This is a genomic window from uncultured Thiodictyon sp., assembly GCA_903837595.1.
Classification (GTDB): Bacteria; Pseudomonadota; Gammaproteobacteria; order Chromatiales; family Chromatiaceae; genus Thiodictyon.
The window spans coordinates 1-25,544 of record CAILVI010000506.1; the positions used below are offsets into that span (position 1 = coordinate 1).

Here is a 25,544-nt window from a genome sequence, read left to right on the forward strand (position 1 = left end):
CGGAACAACCGCCTGAGGAACCTCATGCAGTTGAAGACCCCGGACGTCATCATCCACAACGAAAAGCGGATGCTCCAGGAGGCGGTCGACGCCCTCTTTGACAACGGCCGCCATGGCCGCCCGGTCACCGGCGCGGGCAACCGGCCCCTGAAGTCGCTCTCCGACATGCTCAAGGGCAAGCAGGGGCGCTTCCGCCAGAACCTGCTCGGCAAGCGCGTGGACTACTCCGGGCGATCGGTCATCGTGGTCGGCCCGACGCTGCGCCTGCACCAGTGCGGTCTGCCCAAGCGGATGGCGCTCGAGCTCTTCAAGCCCTTCATCTTCAGCAAGCTGCAACTGCGCGGCCAGGCGGCCACCATCAAGGCGGCCAAGAAGATGGTGGAGCGCGGTACGCCGGAGGTCTGGGATATCCTGGAGGAGGTCATCCGCGAACACCCGGTGATGCTCAACCGCGCCCCCACCCTGCACCGCCTGGGCATCCAGGCCTTCGAGCCGGTCCTGATCGAGGGCAAGGCCATCCAGCTGCACCCGCTGGTGTGTACCGCCTTCAATGCCGACTTCGACGGCGACCAGATGGCCGTACACGTGCCCCTGTCGCTGGAGGCGCAGATCGAGGCCCGCGCCTTGATGATGGCAAGCAACAACATCCTGTCGCCCGCCAACGGTGAACCCATCATCGTCCCATCCCAGGACGTGGTCTTGGGGCTCTATTACACGACTCGCGAGCGCGTCAGCGCCAAGGGCGAGGGCAGCGTCTTCGCCGATATCGACGAGGCGCGGCGCGCCTACGAGACCGGGCACGCGGACCTGCAGGCGCGGATACGGGTGCGCATCCGTGAGGTGATCAAGGAGGAAGACGGCACGCTGCGCGAGGTCGTGAGCATCAAGAGCACGACGCTCGGCCGCGCGCTGGTATTCGCCATCGTGCCCGACGGTCTGCCGTTCGACCTGGTGGATCGCGCGCTGGGCAAGAAGGCCATCTCCAAGCTCATCAACACCTGCTACCGCCGCCTCGGCCTCAAACCGACCGTGGTCTTTGCCGACCAGATCATGTACATGGGCTTCCGTATGGCCACCCGTTCGGGCGTGTCCATCGGCCTGGACGACATGGCGGTCCCGGAGGAGAAACCCACCATCCTGGCCGAGGCCGAGCGGCAGGTGAAGGAGATCGAGGAGCAGTACGCCTCGGGTCTCGTCACCAACGGCGAGCGCTACAACAAGGTCATCGACATCTGGTCGCATACCAACGACCAGGTCGCCAAGTCCATGATGGGCAAACTGGGTAAGCAGGAGGTTAAGCTCGACCCCGACATGGCCTTCGCCGAATGGATTCGGGATCACCTCATGGCCCTGCATACGCAATTCAAGGCCGGACAGATCGATCACGCGACCTTTGATGCGCGGTCCAAAGATCTGTTGGAGATTTCGCGCCGTGGCGAGTTGCCGGCCGATTCCACCGAGTCGGTGCCCACCGGCAAGACGCAGGACACCTTCAACTCCATCTACATGATGGCGGACTCCGGCGCCCGCGGCTCGGCCGCCCAGATCCGCCAGCTCGCCGGGATGCGCGGGCTGATGGCCAAGCCCGACGGCTCCATCATCGAGACCCCGATCACGGCGAACTTCCGTGAGGGTTTGAACGTTATCCAGTACTTCATCTCCACCCACGGTGCCCGTAAGGGTCTGGCGGATACCGCGCTCAAAACCGCCAACTCCGGGTATCTCACCCGCCGGTTGGTGGACGTCGCCCAGGACATGGTGGTCCTCCAGACGGACTGCGGCACCGAGAAGGGACTGCTGATGTCGCCCGTCATCGAGGGCGGCGACGTGGTCGAGCCCCTGCGCGAACGCGTTTTGGGTCGCGTGGTGGCCACCGATGTCTACCGCCCGGGCACCGACGAGTTGATCTGCGCCGCCGGCTCCATGCTCGACGAGTCGATGGTGGAGCGCTTCGAGGTGGCTGGTATCGACCAGTTGCGGGTGCGCTCGCCCATTACCTGCCAGGCGCGCATCGGCGTCTGCGCCCAATGCTATGGGCGCGATCTGGCCCGCGGACATCGGGTCAATATGGGTGAAGCGGTGGGTGTCATCGCCGCCCAGTCGATCGGTGAGCCGGGTACCCAGCTCACCATGCGGACCTTCCACATCGGCGGCGCGGCCTCACGGACGGCGGCGGTCAGCAGTATAGAGATCAAGAACGGCGGCTCCATCCGGCTGCACAACATCAAGACCGTGCGCCACCACTCCGGCAGCAACCTGGTGGCCGTGTCGCGCTCCGGTGAGTTGACGGTGGTCGACGACAAGGGGCTGGAGAAGGAGCGCTACAAGGTCCCGTATGGCGCCACCCTGCGGGCCGGTGACGGCGACCTGGTCAAGGGCGGCGATGTCGTGGCCAACTGGGACCCGCATACCCATCCGGTGGTAACCGAGGTGGCCGGCAAGCTCGAATTCGAGGACTTCATTGAGGGCGTGACCGTGCAGGGCCAGGTGGACGACGTGACGGGCCTCACCTCGCGCGTGGTCATCGATCCCAAGCAGCGCCCGGCCACCGGCAAGGACCTGCGCCCGATGATCAAGCTGTTGGGCGAAGACGGCAAGGAGCTCAACATTGCCGGCACCGACCTGCCCGCCCGCTATTTCCTCACCGCCAACTCGATCGTCAGCGTGGAGGATGCGGCCCAGGTGGGTGTGGGCGACATCCTGGCGCGTATCCCGCAGGAGTCCAGTAAGACCCGCGACATCACCGGCGGTCTGCCGCGGGTGGCGGATCTCTTCGAGGCACGCAAGCCCAAGGAACAGGCGCTGCTCGCGGAGGCCAGCGGCACCATCGGCTTCGGCAAGGACACCAAGGGCAAGCAGCGGCTCGTGATCACCAAGGACGACGGCGAGACGGTGGAGGAATTGATCCCCAAGTGGCGCCACGTCAACGTGTTCGAGGGCGAGCGCGTGGAGCGCGGCGAGGTGATCGCGGACGGCGAACTGGCCTCACACGACATCCTGCGGCTCAAGGGCGTCACGGCGCTCGCCGAATATCTAGTCAAGGAGATCCAGGACGTCTACCGCCTCCAGGGCGTGAAGATCAACGACAAACACATTGAGGTGATCGTCCGCCAGATGCTACGCAAGGTCGAGATCATCTCCCCCGGCGACACCCGTTTGTTGCGCGGCGAGCAGGTGGAATACGCCGCAATGATGGACGAGAACGCGCGGGTCGAGGCGGAGGGCAAGCAGCCCGCCCTCTACGAGCCCCTGCTGCTCGGCATCACCAAGGCGTCCCTGGCCACCGAGTCCTTCATCTCCGCCGCCTCCTTCCAGGAGACGACCCGGGTGCTGACCGAGGCCGCGGTGCGCGGCTCCAATGACCGGTTGACCGGCCTCAAGGAAAACGTGATCGTCGGCCGTCTGATCCCCGCGGGGACCGGCTTGGCCTATCACAACGAGCGCAAGCGTCTGCGCCGCGAGGAGGATCGCGCCTCCGGCAAGGTCGAGATGGACAGCGAGGAGTTGTCAGAGGCGCTGAAGAAGGCGCTTAATACCTCGGATGCGGGGTAAGAAAGGAGCGGGGGCGCCCTGTCCCCGCGGTTGGTAGAAAAAAAAAGCGGCCTCCGGGCCGCTTTTTTTTTGTGGGCGGCATTGATCCTGGAAAGTCCAGTTTCCACCGCTTCTCCGGCATTGATCGCTATTCGGGCCACCCGCGAACATTCGTCGCGGCCTGGGGAGCCGCTCCTACCCGCGTAGGAGCGGCCCCCAGGCCGCGACGGGTAGCCGCAAGGGCCAGTCTAGCGGGAGCGATAGCGAAAACGGCACGTTCGGACGAACCCTGCATTGGCGAGACGCTGCACACCCGATCTGTCGGCGCGCCTCGCGTCCTCGCCACCCAACTCCCCCGATTAGGCCGCACCTCGGCCATTTTCTTGTCTTGCGATTTCAACAGCCGCTCGGCCCGCGCATACACATCTTTCGCAGGCCGTGCCCGCGCTTTACCCGTGCGAAATGCGGCGAGCCGCCACTGCGCCTCCTCACGCCAGAGGCGGTCAGTCTCCCGCTCGTCCAGATCGTCGAGGCTCGCCAAAAGTCGCTCGGCGACAACTGCCCGGTCGTCGACCACCAAACCGAGGGCGCTATCCAGGCCATCTTCAAGCATTGGCATCAAATATGCGCCGTAAGAAAATTGGCCTAGATCGGGGCCGCATCAAGCGGTACTTTGAATTGTAGATCACTGGCTCAGGGTCCAAGTCTTCAAATTTAGCGTAGTAACGTCACCACGGTTGGAAATATTTGGCTTCGTCGCCGCCCGGGGACCGCTCCTATGCTCGCAGCAGTGGTCGCGTGCCAGGATGCCGCGAGGAGAATTGCCTGCGTCGAGTGTGGGGCGCATGTTAGCGTGGTGCGCCGGAACCTTGCCGCATAACACACTAACTGAGCATTCGGAACGCGCGCCCTAAATATTGACAAATTGCCGTTTTTTTGATCCACTAGATTCGACCCGGCGGTTTATGCAGTAGTTCGTCCGCCGAAATCTAGGTGCAGTAGCGCATAAGAACATAGAGCAAGAGGAGCAAGAGGGGCCAGGCTCGAATGGCACTGACTTAAGCCGAAAGCATCTCAGAAACACTCGGTTGCGATGCGGCGAAGCGAGCGAAAAACCGTTGCGGACCTAGCCGGAGCCGGGAAACACCCCGGAAAATGCCGCTTCCACTCAAGCGACTGGTTGGCGATCCGGTTGCAGGTCGCTGATTTTTCAACGCTGCAGCTTAAGTCAGTGCCATTCGGGCCAGGCTCGAGTTAATCTTGGCATTGCTGTCCCCAAGTGTATTCGAGCCTGGTCCCTTTTGCTTGGCCCCTTTTGCTCCGCTTTTGCTCCGAATGACACTATGGCCGCTGCAATCTCGAGATGTTGCATAGCCCTGAGCGGACTGTGTTACTCATCGGTGTCGCAGGCGCGACTCGGGCGGCTCCGAACTCCGTATTATCGCAGTCCGCACAGCAAGAGGGGCCAGATTGATGTTCAAGGCCGCCAGGAGACCCCGATGAAGCTCGTAGCAATTGCCTTAGCAGTGGTTTACTACTTCCTAATAGTTGCCTTCGGAGCCGTGCTGCTGGCCGCTGCACAATTGCGATCATCTACTGGCGCAACCTTTGACACCTGGCGCCTCAACTATGAAGCTAACCGAGCTCTCAACGAGACTTTGAGCGAGCGCTTACGAATTGCAAACGAGAAGACTCGCAATGATTCAAAGGGACAGATCGGAAGCCAAGGATGTCTCAGGTTTTTTGATGAGCACGGCCTGCTACGACCGGATCTAATCGATCCTGAAACCGCGAAATCAATTTCAGAAGCCAGGGAAAAGCACACCGACATAAGCCAACTTATTGGAGACGTGAGCTGCATTGTTAAAGGTTTTTCTTGGGTGACTTACGACATTAGCCACTACAAGATGTTAGTCGAAAGTGATTCAGCAGAGACCAGCGAGCTACGAAAATCATTGACTGGGATCAATGAGGATTATACAGAGTTAATCAAAGGACATAACGACTTTTTAGCATTCAAGGAGATGGAAAAAGTCTGGTACTTGAGACCATTCGTGCTCGCCCCATACGACTTGCTAGTACTGCTGCTGGTTGTATTTATGGGAGCTCTTGGAGGAGTGGTCCGCCTGCTTCGTGACTTCGGCACTGCGGACAAGCAGAATCCAGTTGACCAGGAATACTTATTCGTACCCATGATTGGCGCCGTTGTCGCTGTTGGCGGCTACGTGCTTGCCATGACTGGCCTTCTTCTCTTATCATCGGCCAGAGCTGAAAGTTCGCTTAGCCCCTTTATGATTAGTCTTGTTGGCATCATATCGGGACTCCTCGCGAGAGAGGTCATCGATACTCTATCCGCCCGCGGCCGCAAGATGCTGGCAGATCAGAATGAAAGCAAGCAAAAGTAGCAAAAGGGGCCAGGCTCGAATGGCACTACTTAAGTGCAACTACACGGGGCTAGGGGGCTAGGGTCATAGGGGGCTAGGGTCAGGTCTTGCAATCAAGTATCCGGGACACGATGCCAGAATGCATGATTGCAAGACCGCCCCCCGCTCGCTTAGGTTAACCGACGTCCCCACGGTTGAGCAAGACCCATTTGAACCCCAAGAGGTCAGCGAAATGATCAATCGAACTGTGCTCGCATTTGCGGTTACGCTTGGTCTCATGACTTATGCGGGATCGTCCCACGCATGGTGGAGCGCTCTGCTTAAGGCCGGAAGCGCGGTTGCGAGTTCCGCCGAAGCGATTACCAAGGCCGGACGTGCTGCCGCTCGCTCCGCCGAAGCGTTTACACCGCCCGCGAAGCACGCGCTTTCTGCGGCAGAGCATGGATATGATGTCTACAGTTATTTCCAGGACGACCAGTCCACGAATGAACATCCCCGGGATTACCAACCATACGCTCCGTCGGCGCCCTATCGGCTTCTCAGTCCTATCTATACCGGATCGGATTCTTTGAAAAATGCGCCCAGGCTCGATTTACGGCAGCGAAATTGAATAAAGGGCCTTACGAGAAGGATGAGCCATGCGAGCAGAGCGAGCGACGACTTATCGAAGATGAGATTACCTATGACTATCGCGACCCAGCCGACATCGCATCGCGGCATCCAACTCATTCCCGGTCTGGTATATTGCTTCGTCGCGGCCGGGGGGCCACGCCTATGCTGGCAGGGGCGGTCATGCGAGGAGGCCGCGAGGATAGAGTTGCCGGCTTCGAGAGCGCTAAGAAGATGAGTAGCGAAGACTCCAAGAAGAGTGGAGAGGCAAGTGTTGAGTCAGTCACGCGACGGGAATTCTTGAAATATTCCACCGGCACGCTCAGCGCCTTGGCGCTGTATTCACTTCCCTTCGGGGCGGTCCGCGCCGGTAGGAAGGTTCAGAGATATCCGATCCGCCCCCAAGTCGCCACCACGCTCGAGGCCATGATCTCGTTTCCCACGACGCTGCCCGGCCTGAGCAAGCCGCAGATTTGCGAAGTCGACCAATACACGAAGTTCGGTTATGGCAACTGGACGCTTGGCTCCCCGCGGCCCCTGGTCCCACGAACTGACATCATGCCGGCCCATTACGGCAGCGCGTCGGCAGGCCGAAAGGTGAAGTTCATCCACTTCTTTAGCTTCTCCGACATCCCCATAACCGACAAGGAGGCGCCCAACCAGCTCATCCATTTTCAACAGATAGAACGCTTCGCCTACAACAACACCTCGATCTATTCTCCGGTGATGATGTACACCACGCATGTCCTGGATGCGGCGGTGCAGACAGTCAATGCGCTGCACAAGAAGAACCGCTTCGACTTCGGCCTCTCGCTGGGCGATACCTGCAACTCCACGTCGTACAACGAACTGTGCTGGTATCTCGACGTGATCGACGGCAAGGTCATTACGCCCAGTTCCGGCGCCCATCTCGGCACCGACAGCATCGAATACCAGAAGCCTTACCAGGCGGCCGGACTGGATAGGTCCATCCCCTGGTACCAGACGATGGGCAACCACGATCATTTCTATCTCGGGTCATTTCCCGTGGCTGCGAACCCGGCGTTGGGTTTCCGGCAGTCCTACGTTGCGGATTCGGTCTGGTCCATGGCCGATATTCTGGTGCCCAACCTGCGCACCTTCCCGGTCTTGTTCAACATCGATGGCATGGCTGCCCAGCCACGGGTTTATACGGGCGTAATCGACGGTTCGAGCCCGTTCGGAAAAATCATCCAGGCCGGGCCGGCCACCGATGCGGCTTTTGCTGCCGGCGCGCCCAAGGTCGCCGCCGATCCGGATCGACGCTCGCTGGTCAGGACGGAGTGGAAACAGGAATTTTTCCGCACGACGACCCATCCAGTCGGCCATGGCTTTCATCTGGCCGGCAAGGACAGTCCGCCTGGTTTTGCCTGTTACAGCTTCATTCCCAATCCCAAGGTGCCGCTGCGGGTGATCGTGCTGGACGACACCCAGAGGGAAGATGAGGGCTCGACGGACATCCATGGCCATGGTTACCTGGATGCACAGCGCTGGGCGTGGTTGCAAGCCGAGCTTGCCAGGGGTCAAGCCGACAACCAGTTGATGATTGCCGACTTTCGAGATCCACCTGAACAACGACTACAGCGTTTCCATCGTCACGGTGAACGTCGATCCGGCCGTCGCCGAGGGAACACCAGCCGCCACGTCGCGAAAGTACGCCATTGCGGTTCAACAAATCGTCCAGGCGGAACTGTCCCGTTTTTTTCACTACCGGACCACGAAAGGCAACGTCATGAGACTCATCTCCATCGAAGAACACACGATGCATCCCGGGGTCGCTGCGGCCAGCGCCGCGCGCTCAGATGAGCTGCTCCCGCATCTGGCCGACGCGTACGCGCCAGGCGAGGAACTGCCGTGGAGTCCTACCCGCAACTTGCTCGAGGACCTTGATGAAGGCCGACTGGCGGACATGGACGCTCACGGCATCGACGTGCAGGTCCTGTCGAACCTGGCGACGCAGATGTTGCCGGCGACGGGTGCAGCTGAACTCGTTCGCGAGGTGAACGATCGATTGGCCGCCGCCTGCCGACGCCATCCCGACCGCTTCTCGGCGTTCGCCTCGCTGCCAACCTCCGCGCCCGAGCAGGCACCCGACGAACTCAGACGGGCCGTGGAGGAACTCGGATTTGTCGGCGCGATGATCTTCGGCCGGACCAACGACGAGTTCCTCTCGGCCGAGTCTTTCGACCCGATCCTCAAGACTGCCGCATATCTCGGGGTACCGATATACCTCCACCCGGGGTTCCCGGCGCGGGCGACCATTGCCGATAACTACGAGCGCGGGCTGAAGCCGGTCGTAGCCACGCGTTTGGCCACGGCAGCATGGGGCTGGCACAGTGAAACGGGCGTCCACTTCCTGAACATCGTTCTAAGCGGCGTGCTCGACCGCTATCCAAGGCTACAGTTCATCCTCGGTCACTGGGGCGAGATGGTGCCGTGGTTCCTGGCCCGGCTCGAGGAGGGGCTACCACGAACTGTAACCGGACTCGACCGGACCATCACCGAGTACGTCAAAGAGAATGTCTACTACACGCCGAGCGGGATGTTTACCAGCGAACATCTCCGCTTCTGTGCGGATATCCTGGGTACCGACCGTTGCATCTTCTCGGTGGACTACCCGTTCATAGCCAACGACAGAGCGCAGTCGTTTCTCGACGAGTGCGGCCTCCCAGAGGACGTCGTCCACGCCATCGCGCACGGCAACGCCGAACGGCTGCTGGGCATATGACACGGGAGTTCCGGGGACAGTATGCGTAATTCGGCCGGAATCAAGAGGTAGCCCAACTGACGGCCCACACAGGGGCCGGGCTCGGGTCTTGGAATCAAGCATCCCGGACACGATGCAAGAATGCGTAATTCCAAGACCTGCCCCCACTCCTGCCACTCCTGCTTTCTGTTTCCCACTCCTGTTTTGACCCCACTCCTGTTACACTCCTGTTAGAACGCACAACAGATACGGAGCAACGTGATGACAGAAACATCTTACTCCCAATCGACCGGTGGTATTGCGCTTATCCCCGGATACCGCCACAAACTCAGCTCTGCACCCATCGGGGAGTGGAATCTCTGGGGACGCCTCAGAGAGGTGGTCGTCGGCACTCCCGAAGGCACCCTCATCCCGAAGTTTGAATCCTTTCTTGAAAATGCGGTGGACCCCCAACTCGTCGACCTGATGAAAAATCACGGTGGCAAGCTGCTCAAAGACGTCTTGCCCGAGTACTATGCCACCCTCCAAGAAGAGAGCGCGGCGCTGGCCAAGGTTTTCGAGTCCCATGGTGTAAAGACTCACATCCCGCGACCTGTCACGCCTGAAGAGGTGGCCTACTCTTTCGGTTTTGGTGCATCGAACCTGTTTCCCTGCGATGTCTTCTGGTGTGTCGGCCGCAACGTCATCGAGAGCAGTTGGCGGAAGATGTACGTCCGCCCAACACGGTGGGCGGTACGCGAACACTATCTGCCCTATTTGGATGCGAGTTCATCCGCTTATCTACATGCCTGCCCCATGCCATCGCCCGGTGAAGGCCCGCTTTCCGGTGACTATTATTTTGAATGCAGCGACATTCTCATCGTGGGCGACGGGAATGTCATTCTTGCATACGACACATCCAACTCATCGAGCAATCCTCGCGGTTGCGAATGGGCCAGGCGCATCCTCGAAGCAGACGGATTCAAAGTGACCGTCATCGAGCTTGCCCATACCGGGATCATTCATCTCTATGCGGTCATCTGCATCATTGGGCCAGGAGTTGCGATTGCCTATGAAGGTGCTTTCCCCGGCAGAAAACTGCCCGAACCACTCAAGGGATGGGACGTCATCTGGTGTGATGAGGCGGAGGCGAAGGCGACTGCCCCCTGCGCGGTCAATATCGACCGCAAGACGGTACTCCTGCCCCGCGCTGCGCCCCGGGTGTGCGAAGCGGTTTCACAGCTCGGCTTTGATGTGATAGACATTGAATTCGCTGCTCACGCGCAAGCGGGCGGCGGCATCCGCTGCACGACCGGTGTGATTTACCGAGAGATTTAATGAGTCCGACTGCCTGAACAGGAGCCATCATGTCTGCGCCTCTTCCCTACCTGCCACAGCGTGTTTTCGCCGCTGAAGACGGCACACACGGCATCGTGCCGCAAGCATTGATCGCCCCGCCCAGATATGTCCAAGGCCCAAACGTATGGGAACGTCTGGGACGCTACCTCTCCCTCATTCCGAGCACCAACGCCGCCATTCTCATCTCGGCCGGCGGTCAGCGACGTGACGGGGCACGGCTGTTGCAAAGCATCCGCAGCGCCCAGATCGCTGCCACCACGGTCACCTTTCACGGCGAATGCTCCCAAGAAGAGGTGGAGCGCGTGGTCGCAGTCCTGCGCGCCAGCACCCCCGCGGTGGACTGCGTGGTCGCGGTCGGCGGCGGCAAGTGCATCGATGCCGGCAAGTGTGTCGCCGATCGGCTCGGTGTGCCCGTGGTCGTCTGCCCCTCGCTTGCATCCAATGACGCGCCATGCTCCGCGCTGTCGGTGATGTATAGCCCCGCCGGTGTCTTTGCCGACGTAGAGTATTTCCCCCACAGCCCCGCCCTGGTCGTCGTCGACACCCAAGTGATCGCGGCGGCGCCGGTCCGGTATCTGGTCGCTGGGATGGGCGATGCCATGGCCACCTGGTATGAGGCACGCACCTGTTTACGCAATCCGCAGGCACGCTCAGTGCTGGGTGCGCGCCCGACCCTGGCGGCCAGTGCGCTGGGCGAATTATGTGCCAGGACCCTATTCGCGGACGGCGTGGCGGCCCTGGAGGCGGTCCAGCGTGGGGAGGTCACAGACGCCCTCGAACGCATTGTCGAGACCAATACGCTCTTAAGTGGTATCGGGTTTGAAAGCGGAGGACTGGCGCTCGCTCACGCCGTCGCGCAAGGACTGACCGTACTCCCGGCGGTCCATCAGCACTATCTGCACGGGGAGATGGTCGCGATGGGACTGCTGACGCAACTGGTGGTCCAGAGCCAGGCGGACGAATTCCAACAGGTTGCAGCGTTTTTCGCAACGATCGGGCTCCCGGTCCATTTGGGCCAACTCGGGCTGGACCCGGACGACACGCCGGCGTTGCGGGCCGTGATGGAAACGGCGATGACCCTACCCTATATCGTGAATGAGCCCTTGCCCCTCAGCGTGGATACCCTGGTAGCCGCCGCCCGACACGCGCATACTTTGGGCAACGACGTCGCGCAACGCGCGGGAGACGCGCCCTATCGGGCGCTGCATTCAGAATAAGCGGCTGGTCGCCGCCGGCACCGCGGCGTTATGCTTGGTGGCGCGCGTCGACGCCCCAGGTGCAAGGGCGTCGGCAATCGATCAGCGATGACAGCGGAGAGCAAGACATGGACCCCTTGAGGCAGCAACTCCCCAAGACCCCGACCGGTATCGACGGGCTGGACGAGATCACCAGCGGCGGTCTGCCCACCGGGCGGCCGACCCTGATCTGCGGCGACGCGGGTTGCGGCAAGACCCTGATGGCGATGGAGTTCCTGGTGCGCGGTGCGACCCGCTTCAATGAGCCGGGGGTGTTCATGGCCTTCGAGGAGACGTCCGAAGAGCTGACCCAGAATGTCGCTTCGCTCGGCTTCGACCTCAAGGCTCTGAGCGCGCAGGGTCAACTGGCTCTGGATTTCGTGTACCTGGAGCCCAGCGAGATCGAGGAGACCGGGGAGTTCGATCTGGGCGGCCTGTTCGTGCGGCTCGGCTATGCCATCGATTCGATCGGCGCCAAGCGCGTGGTGCTCGATACCATCGAGACCCTGTTCGCCGGCCTGCCCAACCCCATGATCCTGCGCGCGGAGCTGCGCCGCCTGTTCCGCTGGCTCAAGGACAAGGGCGTGACCGCCATTATCACCGGCGAGCGCGGCGAGGGTCAGTTGACACGGCAGGGCTTGGAAGAGTACGTGTCGGACTGCGTGATCGTGCTCGACCACCGCCCGGTCAACCTGATCTCGACCCGACGACTACGCGTGGTCAAGTACCGCGGCTCGACCCACGGGACCAACGAATACCCCTTCCTGATCGATGAGGATGGCATTTCGGTCCTGCCCATCACCTCGCTTGGCCTGGATCATCACGTCTCCACCGAACGGGTCTCCAGCGGCATCCCACGCCTCGACGCCATGCTCGCCGGGGCGGGCTTCTACCGCGGCACCAGTGTACTGGTCTCAGGGACCGCGGGGACGGGCAAGAGCAGTCTGGCCGGTCATTTTGCCGCGGCCGCCTGTGCCCGGGGCGAGCGCGTGCTCTATTTCGCCTTCGAGGAATCCCCCAACCAGGTCGTCCGTAATATGGGCTCGATCGGGATCGATCTGGGGCGCTGGGTCGCACAATGCCTGCTCCAGTTCCAGGCCGTCCGCCCCACCTTTGCCGGCCTGGAGTTGCACCTGACGACCATGCATAAGGCGATCGATCGCTTCAAGCCGCACATCGTGGTCGTCGACCCCTTGAATAGCTTCATCAGCGCGGGCAATGAGACCGAGGTCAAGGCCATGCTGATCCGCCTGGTCGATTACCTGAAGATGAATGAGATCACCGGCTTCTTCACCAGCCTGACCACCGGCGGCAGCGCGCTCGATCATACCGATGCCGCCATTTCATCCCTGATCGACACCTGGCTGCTGCTCATCGCCGTCGAGGGGGGCGGTGAGCGCAATCGCGCCCTGAGCATCCTGAAATCGCGCGGCATGGCCCACTCGAACCAGACCCGCGAGTTCCTGATCACCGATCAGGGGGTGGAGGTGTGCGATGTCTATGCCGGTCCGGGCGGGGTCTTGACCGGCTCCGCGCGGCTGGCCCAGGAGGCGCGGGAGCGGGCGGACGACGTGGTACGGCGGCAGGACATCGAGCGTCAACAACGCGAATTGGAAAGGAAACGCGCGACCCTGGAAGCACAGATCGCCGCCCTGCGGCTGGATTTCGCCGCCCAGGAGGCCGACGCGCTGGCCCTGATTGAGCGCGAACAGGCGCGGGAGTCGCAATTGGCACAGGAGCGCATGGACATGGCCTGGAGCCGCAAGGCCGATGTGGCGAGCGATACGGAGGGTCCGCAATGACCCTGCTGCCCGCCGAGCCGGGCGCGGCACCGCCCCCTGACGCACCGGAGTTCTGGACCCTGCGACTCTATGTGGCTGGCCAGACCCCAAAGTCCATCACCGCCTTTGCCAACCTCCAGCGCATCTGTGAGGAGCACTTGGCCGGACGTTACCAAATCGAGGTCATCGATCTGCTGGTGCAACCCCAGCTGGCGCAGGGGGACCAGATCCTGGCGATCCCGACACTAGTTCGCAAACTACCCGAGCCGATGCGCAAGATCATCGGCGACCTGTCAAACACGGATAAGGTATTAATTGGATTGGACCTGCTGCCGCGCGTCTGAAGCAAAGCGCCCCGCCGCCCGGAGTCCCAGCCCGCCCCCACCCGCGCCGACCTGGGCCACGCCGACAGTTGCCGGGTCCAGGCCGAACCTTACGTGAGGAACTTGTCACCATGCCGACCGAAAATCCCCCAACGCCACCCCCGGCGACGGCCGACCCAACGGTCAGCCAGCCGGCGCAGCCCTATGTCTTGCGCCTCTATGTCACCGGCGTGACGCCAAGATCGACGCACGCCATCGCCAACATCAAGACCATCTGCGAGGAACACTTGCAAGGACGTTACCGGCTGGAGGTCATCGACCTCTACCAGCAGCCCCAACTCGCGCACGGCGAGCAGATCGTCGCCGCACCGACCCTCATCAAAGAACTGCCGCTGCCCCTGCGGCGGATCATCGGCGATCTCTCGAGCACGGAACGCGTCCTGGTCGGCTTGGATCTGCGCAAGGGTGGGTAGGTGACGCAAGCACCGGCATTGGACCCACTGGCCGCCGAGAACGAGGCCCTGCGCGCCCGCCTGGCGGAGGCCGAGGAGACCCTGCGCGCCATCCGCAACGGCGAGGTGGATGCCTTGGTTGTCTCCGGCAGCGACGGCGACCACGTCTTTACCCTCCAGGGGGCCGACTATCCCTACCGGGTACTGGTCGAGGAGATGAGCGAAGGGGCGATCATCCTGACCGCGGAGGGGGTGATCTTTTACGCCAACCGGCGCCTGGCCGAGATGCTGAAAACGCCGCTCGAACAGGTGATCGGTTCCGCCTGCGACCGTTGGATCGCCCCCGCCGACGCGGCGCCGTTCCGCGCCTTGCTCAACCGCACGAGCGCGCCCAGCCGCCAGCGCATGGAACTCACCCTGAGGGCCAGCGACGGGACCAATGTCCCCTGTTATCTCTCGGTCAGTTGCCTGCTGATCGGCGAGGTGCTGGGCTCATTTTGCGTGGTCGCCACCGATCTGACTGAGCAAAAACGCAGCGAAGCCATCCTGGCCGCGGAAAAGCTGGCGCGCCTGATCCTCGACCAGACCGCCGAGGCCATTGTGGTCTGCGACAACGCCTCGCGCATCATCCGCGCCAGCGCGGTGGCCTACCGGCTGTGCGGCGAGGACCCGCTCGATCAGCCGTTCGAGCGCGCCTTTGCCTTGGAACGGCCCGATGGCGCGGGCGTTTCGCTCGCGGACCTGCTCAGGGTCGGGGAGCAGCGCCGGGTCGAGGCCAAGCTGGAGCGACGCGGCGAGTTCTTCCATCTGGTGGTCAGCGTCGGCCCCCTAGTGGGTCCGCTGGGTGATAAGCTCGGCAGTGTCGTCACCCTGACCGACATCACCCAACGCAAGGCCGCAGAGGAGCAGATCGAGCGACTCGCCTTCTACGATCCACTGACCCGGCTGCCCAATCGGCGGCGGCTGTTGGAACGGCTGCATCAGGCGGTAGAGACTGGCGCCCGCAGCCGCAGGCCGGGCGCGCTGATGTTCATCGACCTGGACAATTTCAAGGTATTAAACGATACACTCGGACACGACGTCGGCGACCTGCTGCTCCAGCAGGCCGCCGGGCGTCTACTCGACTGCGTGCGCGAATCCGACACCGTGGCCCGCCTGGGCGGCGATGAGTTCGTGGTGATGCTGGAAGGGCTCGGCGAGCGCGCCGAGGCGGCCGCGGCCAAGGCCCAGGACATCGGGGTCAAGGTCCTGGCCGCACTCAATGAGCCCTACCAACTCGCCGATCACCGCTGTCACAGCACCGCCAGCCTCGGCATCACCCTGATCGCCGACCACCAGACGCCCGTCGAGGACCTGCTGAAACAGGCCGATCTGGCCATGTACCAGGCCAAGGCGGCCGGCCGCAACACCCTGCGCTTCTTCAATCCCGACATGCAGGCCGCACTGGAGGCCCGCAGCGCCCTGGAGACGCAGTTGCGCGACGGGCTGCGAGACGGCCAGTTCCTGCTGTATTACCAGGCGCAGGTGGACGACGCGGGGAGCCTCACCGGGGCCGAGGCACTGGTACGCTGGCAACACCCCCAGCGGGGGCTAATCACACCCTACGAGTTCATCCCGCTGGCCGAGGAGACCGGGCTGATACTCCCTCTTGGTCACTGGGTGCTGGAGAGCGCCTGCGGCCAACTGGCGGCCTGGGCGCACCAACCGCAGCGTGCCCACCTGACCCTGGCGGTCAATGTGAGCGCCCGTCAGTTCCGCGACCCGGGATTTGTCGATCAGGTACGCACGGCACTCGCCGCGTCGGGCGCCGATCCGCACCGGCTCAAGTTGGAACTCACCGAGAGCCTGCTGCTCGAGGATGTCACGGACACCATCGCCAAGATGACCGCGCTCAAGTCGCTGGGCCTGGGGTTTTCACTCGATGACTTCGGTACCGGGTATTCCTCACTGAGCTACCTGAAGCGCCTGCCCCTGGACCAGTTGAAGATCGACCAGTCCTTTGTCCGGGACGCACTCGACAACCCCAACGACGCCGCAATTGTCCGCGCCATCCTGGCCCTGGCGCCCAATCTAAATCTCACGGTCATCGCCGAGGGGGTGGAGACGCAGGCCCAGCGCGCGTTTCTGATCGAGAACGGCTGCCGCGCCTTTCAGGGGTATCTGTTTGGGCGACCGGGACCGGCGGCGGCGCTGCCGTAGATCCGACCGCAGAACGTGTAAGAACAGAGGAGCGCCCCCCGGTCGCGACACGCCGCCGCACGATCGCGTCGCGAGACCGCCACGCTCAGCCGCGAAAGTTCCGCAGGTAGGCAGCGAACTGCTCCCCGAGTTGCGGATGGGCCAAGCCGTACTCGACTGTCGCCTCAAGATACCCGAGCTTGCTGCCGCAGTCGTAGCGCTTGCCCTGGAAGGGATAGGCGATCACCGTCTCATATTCGAGCAGGGCGGCAATCCCATCCGTCAATTGAATCTCGCCGCCGGCCCCGGTGTCGGTCTTCTCGAGCAGATCGAAAATTCGCGGTGTCAGCAGATAGCGCCCCACTACCGCCAGGTTCGACGGCGCATCCTCCGGAGCGGGCTTCTCAACGATGGAGATGACGCGCATGCAGCCGCCCGGCCCGGGCTCCACTTCGACAATTCCATATTGCCGGGTATCCTCCCGCGGAACCTCCTGTACGGCCAGCACACTGCACTCATGGCGCGCGTAAATGTCGGCCATCTGCGCCACCACACCCTTGCCCTCGTCGTCGCCGGTGATCAGATCGTCCGCCAGCAGCACATAGAATGGGTTATCGCCCACCACGGGTTCGGCGCAGAGTACGGCATGCCCCAGACCCCGGGGGTCGGGCTGGCGCAAATAGATACAACGCGCATGGGACGGCAGGATATTCTGGACGATACTCAACAGCTCCTTCTTACCCGCACTCTCCAACGCGGCCTCCAGCTCGTAGGCTGAGTCAAAGTGGTCTTCAATGGAGCGTTTATTACGACCGGTAATAAAGATGAGCTGATCGACCCCGGCCTTCTCGGCCTCCTCGGCGGCATACTGGATCAGCGGCTTGTCCACCACCGGCAGCATCTCTTTGGGGCTCGCCTTGGTGGCGGGCAGGAACCGCGTGCCGAGCCCGGCAACGGGGAATACTGCCTTGCGGATCTTTTTCATGGCTGATCACTCTCCTACAGTTATACTCATGCGTATTGATGGGCGGCGGCAAGCGCCGCTTAGAATAGGCCGTGGGGAACGCTCAGGCAAGCCGCGGCTCACGCAGCACCTCATCCCCCGGGATACGCTCCGGCTGCACCGGCTGGACCGAGCCCCAGCGCTTGCAACTCGGGCACTGCCAGTGCAGCGCTCGGGCGGCAAAGCCGCAATGATCGCACTGATAGGCGCTTTGGCGCGTAAGCAGGTGCCGCACCACCTCATGCACCACGGCGGCCCGGTAGGGGTCGGCGCCAGGCTCCGCGCCCGCTTGCAGGTCCAACAGGCGCTCCAGCGCGGCCAGGTCAACGTTCCCGGCCAGGTACTGCGTCAGGGTCTGCGCCGCCGCCGCCGGGCCACGCTCGCGCCGCAAGGCCTCGCTCAGGGCCAGGACGACCGGCCCGGACGGGCGGCTCGCTGCCAGGGTCTCCAGCACCGCGATCAGGTCAGTCCGCCCCAACTCATCCAGGGCCTGCATCAGCCCGGGAAGGACCTCGGGCACATAGCGCGCACCCTGCTCGGCGACCCGCAGGAAGAGCTCCACAGCCGCGGCCCGCTCACCGTCCGCCAACGCCATCTGCCCGGCGATGATGGTCGCACGCACGCACAGCGGGTCGACAGCCTGGGCGCGCTCCAAGGCGCGCCGGGCGGCATCCGGGTCGACGCGACGCCGGGCCTCCTCCGCTACTTCGCAGTGGTAGTGCGCGATTTCGGCATCCGGCGCACGCTCGCAGAAGGGCCGCAGCCGCTCCGCGATCTCCAGGCAGCCGTCCCAGTCGCGCTCCTGCTGGTAGATGTCGAGCAGGCCGCGCAGTGCCCGCTCGCGTTGCAGACCCAGTTCGGCCAGTTCGCGGAACAAAAGTTCCGCGCGGTCAAGCAGGCCGGCGCGCATATAGTCCTGTCCCAACTCGAACAGGGCGAAGCCGCGCTGCTCCGCGCTCAAGGTCTTGCGGGCGATGAGATTCTGGTGGATGCGGATGGCCCGATCCGCCTCGCCCCGGCGCCGGAACAGGCTCCCCAGGGCCAGGTGTATCTCCGCCGTCTCGCCGTCGACCTCAGCCAGTGCGAGGAAGACGTCGATCGCCTTGTCCGGCTGCTCGTCGAGCAGATAGTTGAGTCCGCGGAAAAAAGCCGGGCCGTCGACCGGTAGGACCCGGCACCGGGAGCGCCAGTCACGCCGCGCGAACCACCAACCGGAGGCCGCCGCCACCGGCAGCAGCAGGAACAACAGGAACTGCTGCAACTCAATCACGACCGCACCCCGAGCGCGCAGGCGCAGGCGCAGGCGAGTTCGGGCCTCCCGCACGAAGGAGAGGCACCGATGTCGATTCTTGGTGCAAGTACATTCACGCCGCCATGATACAGGCATCGCCGCGCGGTCGCATGGGCCGACACACGCCCGCGCTTGATCAAACCACCGCAGCGGGTGCAGGATGCGGCCCCAGAACCGCGTCGGCCCTACATCCACCGTCACCGCTTGAGGAGTCAGTCCCATGCCAGCCTGCACGGACACGGTCGTCAGACGCACCCGGCGGCTCCTGATCCTGACCCTGGCTCTCGTCCTGCCCCCTGGCGGGACCGCGGCTGCCGCCACCCCTGCCCTGCCCCCGCAAACCCAGCAGGTACTGGTCGATGCAGTGGAGGCCGCCGCCGCCCTGGACTTCTACAACGCCCGCTGCCGCAGCGACGACTCCGGCCGCCACAGTAACAACCTCAACAAGCAACTGGTGAACAAACTGCGTCTGACCATCGTCACGGTCCAAGACGAGATGTTTCCGGAGCGCAGCTACCGCGCCGTGCAGAAGCGCCTGCTCGAACAGTCCGCCGCCATGCTGGCCGAGGGCTGCAAACCGGCCAAGGAGGCGGGGCTGCCCGAACAGCTCAGCGAGCGCTACCGCAAGGGGGTGGCAGCCATTGAGGCACTGCCGTAGCCTTGAGTAGCGCCGGTCGAGTGCGTAGCATGGCAGCCGATACCCGCGCGCCGCAGCCGCGCCCCCGCAACCCCGCCGACTGACGACCAGGATCAAACCCAGCCCCATGCGGATTACCATCCCCCCCTTCCATCAGGCCCGGGTACTCGTGGTCGGCGATGTCATGCTCGACCGCTACTGGAGCGGCGCCGCCACGCGGATCTCGCCCGAGGCGCCGGTGCCGGTGGTGCATGTGACCGCGATCGAGGAGCGACCGGGCGGGGCGGCCAATGTCGCCTTGAACATCCTCTCACTCGGCGGCCAGGTCGACTTGCTGGGGCTGGTGGGACAGGACGAGGCGGGCGCCGCCCTAGAGAACCTGCTGCGACGCATCGGGATCGGCTGTCATCTGCAACGCCACGCGCAGGGCCGGACCTCGACCAAGCTGCGCATCCTGAGCCAGCATCAGCAATTGCTGCGCGCGGACTTCGAGGGTGGCTTGGGCGACCTGGACCTGGGGCTCGACGACGACCAGGCGGCGGGATACGCACAGCTCGCACACGCCGCCGATGTCATCGTCCTGTCCGACTATGGTAAGGGCGCACTCGCATCGCCCAGCACACTCATCGAGCGCGCTCGCTCGCTCGACAAGTGCGTCATCGTCGACCCCAAGGGCACCGATTTTTCACGCTATCGCGGCGCTACTCTCATCACACCTAATCGCGCCGAGTTCGAGGCCGTGGTCGGGCGCTGTGCGAGCGATGAGGAACTGGTGGAACGCGGCGAGCGCCTGCGCCACGCGACCCAATGGCAGGGGCTGCTCATCACCCGCAGCGAACAGGGGATGACCCTGCTCTGGGAGGGACAGCCGCCGCTGCACCTGCCGACGCGCGCACGCGAGGTCTACGACGTCACCGGTGCCGGCGACACGGTGGTGGCCACCCTAGCCCTGGCGCTCGCCGCCGGTGCCCAGCCGCAGGAGGCCGTCCGCTTAGCCAACGCGGCGGCCGGAATCGTGGTCGGCAAGCTCGGCACCGCCGCCACCACGGTGGCCGAACTGAGCCGTGCGCTGCATGCACCGGAGGCCAGCGGCTTCGGTCTGGTCAGCGAGGACGAACTGGCGTCCGAGTTGCGGCAGGCGCGGGCGCGGGGCGAGCGCATCGTCATGACCAATGGCTGTTTCGATCTCCTGCACGCCGGGCATATCACCTATCTGGAGCAGGCGCGGGGGCTCGGTGACCGACTCATTGTGGCGGTCAACGCTGACGCCTCGGTCGCCGCACTCAAGGGCCCCAGTCGGCCGATCAATCGCCTGGAGCATCGGATGGCCGTGTTGGCGGCACTCAAGTGCGTCGATTGGGTGGTCCCATTCACCGAGGAGACACCGGAGCGCCTGTATTGCCGGCTGCTGCCCGATATCATCGTCAAGGGCGGCGACTATACCGGCGCGGACATCGCGGGCGGACCCTGCGTCACCGCCAACGGCGGGCAGGTGGTGGTCTTGGATTTCCTGGCTGGCGTCTCGACCACCGGTATGATCAGCCGCATGGGTGAGGGCCGGAGCGACCGATGACTGCTGGCTTGCCGCGTCCGGCCGACGAGCCGCCGGCCATCGGCGCCCAGCTGACGGCGCTGCGGCAATCGCTGGCCGGCGCCGACCCCGGGCTGGTCTGCGCCTACCTCTTCGGCAGCACTGCGCGGGGCGTGGCGCGGCCGGGGAGCGATCTCGACGTCGCCGCGCTGTTCGCGTCCGACCCACCCCATACCCTGGCCGGCCTAACCCTGGACCTGGCCGACGATCTGAGCGCGGCAACCGGGCGGCCGGTCGATCTGGTGGTACTCAATCGCGCCCCGGTCGACTTGGTGCACCGGGTGCTGCGCGACGGCATCCTGTTGCTGGACCGCGACCGGTCGGCCCGTATCCGCTTTGAGGTACGCGCGCGCAATGAATATTTCGACCTGTTGCCCTATCTCCAACGCTACCGGCGCACCGCTCCCGAGGCTCACCCATGACCGACGCGGAATTAGTGGCGAAGAAGCTCGCCTTTATCGAGACCTGCGTGCGGGAACTCAGCGAGCTGGCCCGTCCGGAGTTGCTCGCAACGGATATCCGCGAAGAGCGCTTTGTGGTCCATACGCTTCAGATCGCGATCCAGGCCGCACTGGATGTCGCCTCCCATATCGTCTCCGACGATCGCCTGGGGGAACCCGAGAACAACCGCCAACTCTTTGAACTCCTGGTCAAGAATGGCTGGGTGCCAAACACCCTGGCGGAGAGTCTGCGGGCGATGGTGGGCTTTCGCAATATCCTGGTCCACGGTTACCAGTCGGTGGACCCGGCACTGGTGCGCGAGGTGGTGGAGCATCGACTCGATGACCTGCTCGCCTATTGCCTGGCGATTCGCGAACGGCTCGCGCGCTAAAATCACGGGCCGCAATTGCTGCTGCGGGCACGCAAACCCCCGGCGCGCACCGCCTGGCACAAGCGTGACACCGCAAAGCGGTGTCACGAGTGCAAACCAACCCTGCTATCGGAGCATCCGCGTTATGAACTGCTTCATCGTCTACTGGCACCCTGAGCCACAGAGCTTCAACGGCGCCCTGCTGGCCGCCACCCGCGAGACCCTGACCCAGGCGGGCCACCCGATCAGGGTCTCAGACCTGCACGCGATGGGCTTCAATCCCGTCTCCGGCCGTCACAACTTCACCAGCGTCAAGAACCCGGATTTTTTCAAACAGCAGCTCGAGGAACTCTACGCCAGCGAAGACAATGGCTTCGCCCCCGAGATCGAGAGTGAATTGAAGAACCTGGAGTGGTGCGACCTGCTGATCCTCCAGTTCCCACTCTGGTGGTTCGGGATGCCGGCCGTGCTCAAGGGCTGGGTGGACCGGGTGTTCGCCATGGGGCGCACCTACGGCGGCGGACACTTCTATGAAAACGGTGTATTCCAGGGCAAACGGGCCATGCTCAGTCTCACCACCGGCGGTCCGCAGGGCGCCTATGAACCGGGCGGGTTCAACGGCGACCTGACCGGCATCCTAAGGCCGCTGAACCGCGGCATACTGCGTTTTGTCGGCTTCGACGTCTTGGCACCCCAGGTCTGCTATGGACCGGCCCACCTGACAACGCCGGAGCGCACCCAGGCACTCGCGGACCACGCGCAACGGCTGCGCGGACTGCACCTGGAGGACCCGATCGACGTGGGCATCTATTAGCGGATGATGTCCGTGATCTTCCAGTCGGTCCCTTCCAGGGTGAGGCGCACATGGGTCGGGTTGTGGCCCAGGTCGCCGATGCGGATCAGGAAGCGGTTGTAAGACTCGAAGAAGGCGAAATCGATCCCACTCAGGAGGAAGGGTGGGTTCTGGTGGGTCGCCTCAGCGACTGACTGGCGCAGGGTCTCGCGCACCCAGGGCACCGTGATCGCCTGATCCAGCGCCGAGTCGCCCAGCCGCTCCAGGTTTTGCCGAATCCAACCCATGGTGCTCTTGGGGTCGACCGGGGGCAGCAACTGGTCGGCACCGGCCGCCACCCGGGTCTTGAAGTTATGGCGGATGGCCGGCAGATCGACCAACTTGGCAAGTTCCGCGGTATCCTCCTGGCCCAAGGCACTGTCCAGCCTGAAGACTGAGTAATAGGGCCAGACGCCGAAGGCAATCAGGACAAACAGCAGCAGATAGACGAGATACCGCATGACGGGAACCACCCAAGACGAATGACAGAGGCGCCATTCTAGCGCCCCGGCGCGGCCCCTGCGCCCCCGCTGCCGAGACCGTCGCAGATTCCCGACCAGCGGCGGTCCGCATCCCACCGTCTGGCCTATAATCGTCACCCCACCGCAGCGTCTGCCCTATACTTATTGCCCCATCCCATCCGCACGAGGTCGCCATGGACACCCTGACCCAGACCCTTGCATTGACCCGCGGCGCCAGTTGCGCGAGCGGTATCAATCGCTGCGCCAAGGCCCCCAGGGTCTGATCCCCATGTCCGCCCTTCCCCACCCCCCGGTGGCGGACCCCGCCGCCGACCTTCAGGTCTACCTGGTCGGAGGGGCCGTGCGCGATCGGCTGCTCGACCGCGTCCCCGGCGAATGGGATTATGTGGTGGTCGGCGCGACCACCGACGACCTGCTGCGCCGCGGTTTCAAGCAGGTCGGCCGGGACTTCCCGGTCTTCCTGCACCCCCTGACTAAGTCCGAATACGCACTGGCCCGGACCGAACGCAAGACCGCCCCCGGCTACCGGGGTTTTGTGGTCCACGCGGACCCCGCGGTCACCCTGGAAGAGGACCTGCGCCGGCGCGACCTCACCATCAACGCCTTGGCCGTGGCCCCGGACGGCCGCCTCATCGACCCCTTCGGCGGCCTTGCCGACCTTGAGACGCGCGTCCTGCGCCACTGTTCCCCTGCCTTCAGCGAGGACCCGGTGCGCATCCTGCGGGTCGCCCGTTTCGCCGCCCGTTTCGCCCACCTGGGCTTCCAGGTCGCCCCGGAAACCATGGAGTTGATGCGCGGGATGGTCGCCGCCGGGGAGGTGGATGCACTGGTCCCCGAGCGCGTCTGGCAGGAACTGGCCAAGGCCTTGGGGGAGGAGCGGCCCGCCCGCTTTTTCGAGGTCTTGCGCGACTGCGGCGCACTGGCCCGCCTGCTGCCGGAGTTGGACCGCCTGTGGGGCGTGCCCCAAACCGCGAAGTGGCACCCCGAGATCGACACCGGCGTCCACGTCATGCTGGTCGTGGACATGGCCGCGCGCCTCTCTCCAGACCTGGAGGTCCGCTTCGCCGCCCTCTGTCACGACCTGGGCAAGGGCAATACCCCCGCGGACATCCTGCCCCGTCACCACGGGCACGAGGAGCGCAGCGTCGAGCTGCTGGAGGCGGTCTGTGATCGCTTGCGCGTCCCCAATCACTGCCGCGCGCTGGCCCGCATCACCGCCCGCGACCACGGGCTGGTCCACACGGTCGACCAACTGCGCCACGCCACCGTCCTGGATCTACTGGAGCGCACCGACGCCTTTCGCCGCCCTGCCCGCTTCCGGCAGATGCTCATCGCCTGCGAGGCCGACTACCGCGGGCGCGGCGGCTGTGCCGAGCGGCACTACCCCCAGGCCGAGACCCTGAGCCGACTGCGGGACGCCGCCGCCGCGGTGGATCTGCAGGCCATCGCCGCCGCGACCGAGCCGCAGCTCATCCCGCAACAGGTCCGCCAGGCGCGCATTGCGGCGATCCGACAGGCGCGCTCTGGGCAGGACCAAGCCACACTCCCAGACGATTGAGCCGGAGACGTTGCGGTCACGATACCGCCGCGCGCTGATCGCCGATAGTCACAGTGACCCGATCGCCGGCTAGTGCTCGCCTTTGGTCCGCAGCAGCCCCGCCAGCCGGTTGCCCTGCTTTTGCGGACCGCCGCGGGGAAACAATCGGTGCAGGGCGGCGCTGCTGCCCGCCTCCCGGCCCCACGCCTGGCTGAAGTGCCGGACCATGTTCCGCACCGTTGCCTGGGTGCCGGCCCGCGCGAAGTGTTCACGCAGGTAACGGATCAACTCCCAGTGGGCATCGGCAAGCCGCAGCCCCTCCGCGGCGGCCAGTGCCCGGACAAAGGACTCCGACCAGGTGGCCGGGTCTACCAGATAGCCTTCCGCGTCGGTGAGCACCGGCTGCCCGTCGACCTCCAGGGTGCGGGTCTGCATGCTGGGATAGGCGTTGCTGCCCCTGGGCAGGTGACCGCCCAACCCCTGAGAATCGTCGGGCGCTTGAGTGCTCGACCAGATGTCCACCTGGACCTCGCCCGCCAGTTGCCCGTGATAACGCTCCACCCCGTCCACCAGGACCTTGCCGCTGGCCGCGGGTAGATCGAAGCGGGCGCGGCCCTCCCGGTCGGTGGGCACCGGCGCCGTGCAGTGCCCGTCCGCATCCAGACAGAGTGCCACCGGCACCCGCTTGAGCGGGGTCTGATCGAGCTTCATACGCAGGCACACGGTAATCATGGCAGGGGCTCTCGCGGGTGGGACAAACTGGACCCGAACGCGCCGTAGCGTGTTCCGGCCGGCCAGGCATGG

22 protein-coding genes are annotated in these 25,544 nt (G+C 64.0%); 17 read left to right on the top strand and 5 right to left on the bottom strand.

Features of this window, described 5'->3' with window-relative positions:
- Nucleotides 1–3,552: DNA-directed RNA polymerase subunit beta' (locus tag QZY44_RS30640; protein ID WP_295456611.1), on the top strand; the 3,552-nt coding region annotated here is incomplete at its 5' end.
- A 127-nt stretch (nucleotides 3,553–3,679) separates the two neighbouring features.
- Here QZY44_RS30640 and QZY44_RS30645 read toward each other — a convergent pair.
- The gene (locus QZY44_RS30645) at nucleotides 3,680–4,150 is read right to left on the bottom strand and encodes an addiction module protein (RefSeq protein WP_365305619.1); all 471 of its coding nucleotides are present in this window, start codon (nucleotides 4,148–4,150) and stop codon (nucleotides 3,680–3,682) included.
- Nucleotides 4,151–5,030: 880 nt separating this feature from the next.
- Here QZY44_RS30645 and QZY44_RS30650 point away from each other — a divergent pair.
- The 10 genes from QZY44_RS30650 (at nucleotide 5,031) to QZY44_RS30695 (ending at nucleotide 16,577) form a co-directional block, all read left to right on the top strand.
- Nucleotides 5,031–5,936, top strand: coding sequence for a hypothetical protein (locus QZY44_RS30650; protein ID WP_295456612.1), 906 nt, complete (start codon nucleotides 5,031–5,033; stop codon nucleotides 5,934–5,936).
- A 211-nt stretch (nucleotides 5,937–6,147) separates the two neighbouring features.
- Nucleotides 6,148–6,525, top strand: a complete 378-nt coding sequence (locus QZY44_RS30655; protein WP_295456613.1) for a hypothetical protein — start codon at nucleotides 6,148–6,150, stop codon at nucleotides 6,523–6,525.
- Between the two features lie 233 nt (nucleotides 6,526–6,758).
- Nucleotides 6,759–8,348 (top strand): TIGR03768 family metallophosphoesterase, encoded by a 1,590-nt coding sequence (locus tag QZY44_RS30660; RefSeq protein WP_295456615.1) that lies wholly within the window; start codon nucleotides 6,759–6,761, stop codon nucleotides 8,346–8,348.
- On the top strand, nucleotides 8,275–9,270 hold the full coding sequence (locus QZY44_RS30665) for an amidohydrolase family protein (RefSeq protein WP_295456617.1): 996 nt from the start codon (nucleotides 8,275–8,277) through the stop codon (nucleotides 9,268–9,270). Before QZY44_RS30660 ends, QZY44_RS30665 begins: the two co-directional genes overlap by 74 nt.
- A gap of 240 nt (nucleotides 9,271–9,510) precedes the next feature.
- Entirely contained in the window at nucleotides 9,511–10,566 is a 1,056-nt protein-coding gene (locus QZY44_RS30670) for a hypothetical protein (RefSeq protein WP_295456619.1), read from the top strand.
- A 29-nt stretch (nucleotides 10,567–10,595) separates the two neighbouring features.
- The gene (locus QZY44_RS30675) at nucleotides 10,596–11,804 is read left to right on the top strand and encodes a glycerol dehydrogenase (RefSeq protein ID WP_295456622.1); all 1,209 of its coding nucleotides are present in this window, start codon (nucleotides 10,596–10,598) and stop codon (nucleotides 11,802–11,804) included.
- Nucleotides 11,805–11,911: 107 nt separating this feature from the next.
- A complete protein-coding gene (gene kaiC, locus QZY44_RS30680) occupies nucleotides 11,912–13,624 on the top strand; it encodes a circadian clock protein KaiC (RefSeq protein ID WP_295456624.1) in 1,713 nt (570 codons plus the stop codon).
- Nucleotides 13,621–13,947, top strand: a complete 327-nt coding sequence (locus tag QZY44_RS30685) for a circadian clock KaiB family protein (protein WP_295456625.1) — start codon at nucleotides 13,621–13,623, stop codon at nucleotides 13,945–13,947. The genes kaiC and QZY44_RS30685 overlap by 4 nt, the downstream gene beginning before the upstream one ends.
- Before the next feature lie 110 nt (nucleotides 13,948–14,057).
- Nucleotides 14,058–14,399, top strand: coding sequence for a circadian clock KaiB family protein (locus QZY44_RS30690; RefSeq protein ID WP_295456627.1), 342 nt, complete (start codon nucleotides 14,058–14,060; stop codon nucleotides 14,397–14,399).
- Nucleotides 14,400–16,577: a bifunctional diguanylate cyclase/phosphodiesterase gene (locus QZY44_RS30695; protein ID WP_295456629.1), complete on the top strand. Its 2,178-nt coding sequence runs from the start codon at nucleotides 14,400–14,402 to the stop codon at nucleotides 16,575–16,577.
- An 85-nt stretch (nucleotides 16,578–16,662) separates the two neighbouring features.
- Here QZY44_RS30695 and galU read toward each other — a convergent pair whose 3' ends face one another.
- Both galU and lapB read right to left on the bottom strand, forming a co-directional pair.
- On the bottom strand, nucleotides 16,663–17,541 hold the full coding sequence (gene galU, locus QZY44_RS30700; protein ID WP_295456631.1) for a UTP--glucose-1-phosphate uridylyltransferase GalU: 879 nt from the start codon (nucleotides 17,539–17,541) through the stop codon (nucleotides 16,663–16,665).
- An 82-nt stretch (nucleotides 17,542–17,623) separates the two neighbouring features.
- Nucleotides 17,624–18,829: a lipopolysaccharide assembly protein LapB gene (gene lapB, locus QZY44_RS30705; protein ID WP_295456633.1), complete on the bottom strand. Its 1,206-nt coding sequence runs from the start codon at nucleotides 18,827–18,829 to the stop codon at nucleotides 17,624–17,626.
- Between the two features lie 241 nt (nucleotides 18,830–19,070).
- Between lapB and QZY44_RS30710 the strand changes: the two genes are divergently transcribed.
- From QZY44_RS30710 to QZY44_RS30730, 5 genes are all read left to right on the top strand, one after another.
- A complete protein-coding gene (locus QZY44_RS30710; RefSeq protein WP_295456635.1) occupies nucleotides 19,071–19,508 on the top strand; it encodes a hypothetical protein in 438 nt (145 codons plus the stop codon).
- A gap of 106 nt (nucleotides 19,509–19,614) precedes the next feature.
- Nucleotides 19,615–21,060 carry a bifunctional D-glycero-beta-D-manno-heptose-7-phosphate kinase/D-glycero-beta-D-manno-heptose 1-phosphate adenylyltransferase HldE gene (gene hldE / locus QZY44_RS30715; protein ID WP_295456637.1) on the top strand — a complete coding sequence of 482 codons (1,446 nt, stop codon included), beginning with the start codon at nucleotides 19,615–19,617 and terminating at the stop codon, nucleotides 21,058–21,060.
- Nucleotides 21,057–21,500: a nucleotidyltransferase domain-containing protein gene (locus QZY44_RS30720; RefSeq protein WP_295456639.1), complete on the top strand. Its 444-nt coding sequence runs from the start codon at nucleotides 21,057–21,059 to the stop codon at nucleotides 21,498–21,500. Before hldE ends, QZY44_RS30720 begins: the two co-directional genes overlap by 4 nt.
- The gene (locus QZY44_RS30725) at nucleotides 21,497–21,910 is read left to right on the top strand and encodes a DUF86 domain-containing protein (protein WP_295456641.1); all 414 of its coding nucleotides are present in this window, start codon (nucleotides 21,497–21,499) and stop codon (nucleotides 21,908–21,910) included. The genes QZY44_RS30720 and QZY44_RS30725 overlap by 4 nt, the downstream gene beginning before the upstream one ends.
- 124 nt (nucleotides 21,911–22,034) lie before the next feature.
- Entirely contained in the window at nucleotides 22,035–22,703 is a 669-nt protein-coding gene (locus QZY44_RS30730) for an NAD(P)H-dependent oxidoreductase (protein ID WP_295456643.1), read from the top strand.
- Here QZY44_RS30730 and QZY44_RS30735 read toward each other — a convergent pair.
- On the bottom strand, nucleotides 22,700–23,182 hold the full coding sequence (locus QZY44_RS30735) for a DUF2939 domain-containing protein (RefSeq protein ID WP_295456644.1): 483 nt from the start codon (nucleotides 23,180–23,182) through the stop codon (nucleotides 22,700–22,702). The two genes, QZY44_RS30730 and QZY44_RS30735, sit on opposite strands and share 4 nt — an antisense overlap.
- A 289-nt stretch (nucleotides 23,183–23,471) precedes the next feature.
- Here QZY44_RS30735 and QZY44_RS30740 point away from each other — a divergent pair, with 289 nt between their 5' ends.
- Nucleotides 23,472–24,761, top strand: a complete 1,290-nt coding sequence (locus QZY44_RS30740; RefSeq protein ID WP_295456646.1) for a multifunctional CCA addition/repair protein — start codon at nucleotides 23,472–23,474, stop codon at nucleotides 24,759–24,761.
- Nucleotides 24,762–24,830: 69 nt separating this feature from the next.
- Here QZY44_RS30740 and QZY44_RS30745 read toward each other — a convergent pair whose 3' ends face one another.
- On the bottom strand, nucleotides 24,831–25,472 hold the full coding sequence (locus QZY44_RS30745; RefSeq protein ID WP_295456648.1) for a TusE/DsrC/DsvC family sulfur relay protein: 642 nt from the start codon (nucleotides 25,470–25,472) through the stop codon (nucleotides 24,831–24,833).
- Nucleotides 25,473–25,544 lie beyond the last annotated feature (72 nt).

Coding starts and splice junctions, on each gene's coding strand:
- QZY44_RS30645 (WP_365305619.1), bottom strand. CDS start 4,150: ATGCCAATGCTTGAAGATGGCCTGGATAGCGCCCTCGGTTTGGTGGTC.
- QZY44_RS30650 (WP_295456612.1), top strand. CDS start 5,031: ATGAAGCTCGTAGCAATTGCCTTAGCAGTGGTTTACTACTTCCTAATA.
- QZY44_RS30655 (WP_295456613.1), top strand. CDS start 6,148: ATGATCAATCGAACTGTGCTCGCATTTGCGGTTACGCTTGGTCTCATG.
- QZY44_RS30660 (WP_295456615.1), top strand. CDS start 6,759: ATGAGTAGCGAAGACTCCAAGAAGAGTGGAGAGGCAAGTGTTGAGTCA.
- QZY44_RS30665 (WP_295456617.1), top strand. CDS start 8,275: ATGAGACTCATCTCCATCGAAGAACACACGATGCATCCCGGGGTCGCT.
- QZY44_RS30670 (WP_295456619.1), top strand. CDS start 9,511: ATGACAGAAACATCTTACTCCCAATCGACCGGTGGTATTGCGCTTATC.
- QZY44_RS30675 (WP_295456622.1), top strand. CDS start 10,596: ATGTCTGCGCCTCTTCCCTACCTGCCACAGCGTGTTTTCGCCGCTGAA.
- kaiC (WP_295456624.1), top strand. CDS start 11,912: ATGGACCCCTTGAGGCAGCAACTCCCCAAGACCCCGACCGGTATCGAC.
- QZY44_RS30685 (WP_295456625.1), top strand. CDS start 13,621: ATGACCCTGCTGCCCGCCGAGCCGGGCGCGGCACCGCCCCCTGACGCA.
- QZY44_RS30690 (WP_295456627.1), top strand. CDS start 14,058: ATGCCGACCGAAAATCCCCCAACGCCACCCCCGGCGACGGCCGACCCA.
- galU (WP_295456631.1), bottom strand. CDS start 17,541: ATGAAAAAGATCCGCAAGGCAGTATTCCCCGTTGCCGGGCTCGGCACG.
- QZY44_RS30710 (WP_295456635.1), top strand. CDS start 19,071: ATGCCAGCCTGCACGGACACGGTCGTCAGACGCACCCGGCGGCTCCTG.
- hldE (WP_295456637.1), top strand. CDS start 19,615: ATGCGGATTACCATCCCCCCCTTCCATCAGGCCCGGGTACTCGTGGTC.
- QZY44_RS30720 (WP_295456639.1), top strand. CDS start 21,057: ATGACTGCTGGCTTGCCGCGTCCGGCCGACGAGCCGCCGGCCATCGGC.
- QZY44_RS30725 (WP_295456641.1), top strand. CDS start 21,497: ATGACCGACGCGGAATTAGTGGCGAAGAAGCTCGCCTTTATCGAGACC.
- QZY44_RS30730 (WP_295456643.1), top strand. CDS start 22,035: ATGAACTGCTTCATCGTCTACTGGCACCCTGAGCCACAGAGCTTCAAC.
- QZY44_RS30735 (WP_295456644.1), bottom strand. CDS start 23,182: ATGCGGTATCTCGTCTATCTGCTGCTGTTTGTCCTGATTGCCTTCGGC.
- QZY44_RS30740 (WP_295456646.1), top strand. CDS start 23,472: ATGTCCGCCCTTCCCCACCCCCCGGTGGCGGACCCCGCCGCCGACCTT.
- QZY44_RS30745 (WP_295456648.1), bottom strand. CDS start 25,472: ATGATTACCGTGTGCCTGCGTATGAAGCTCGATCAGACCCCGCTCAAG.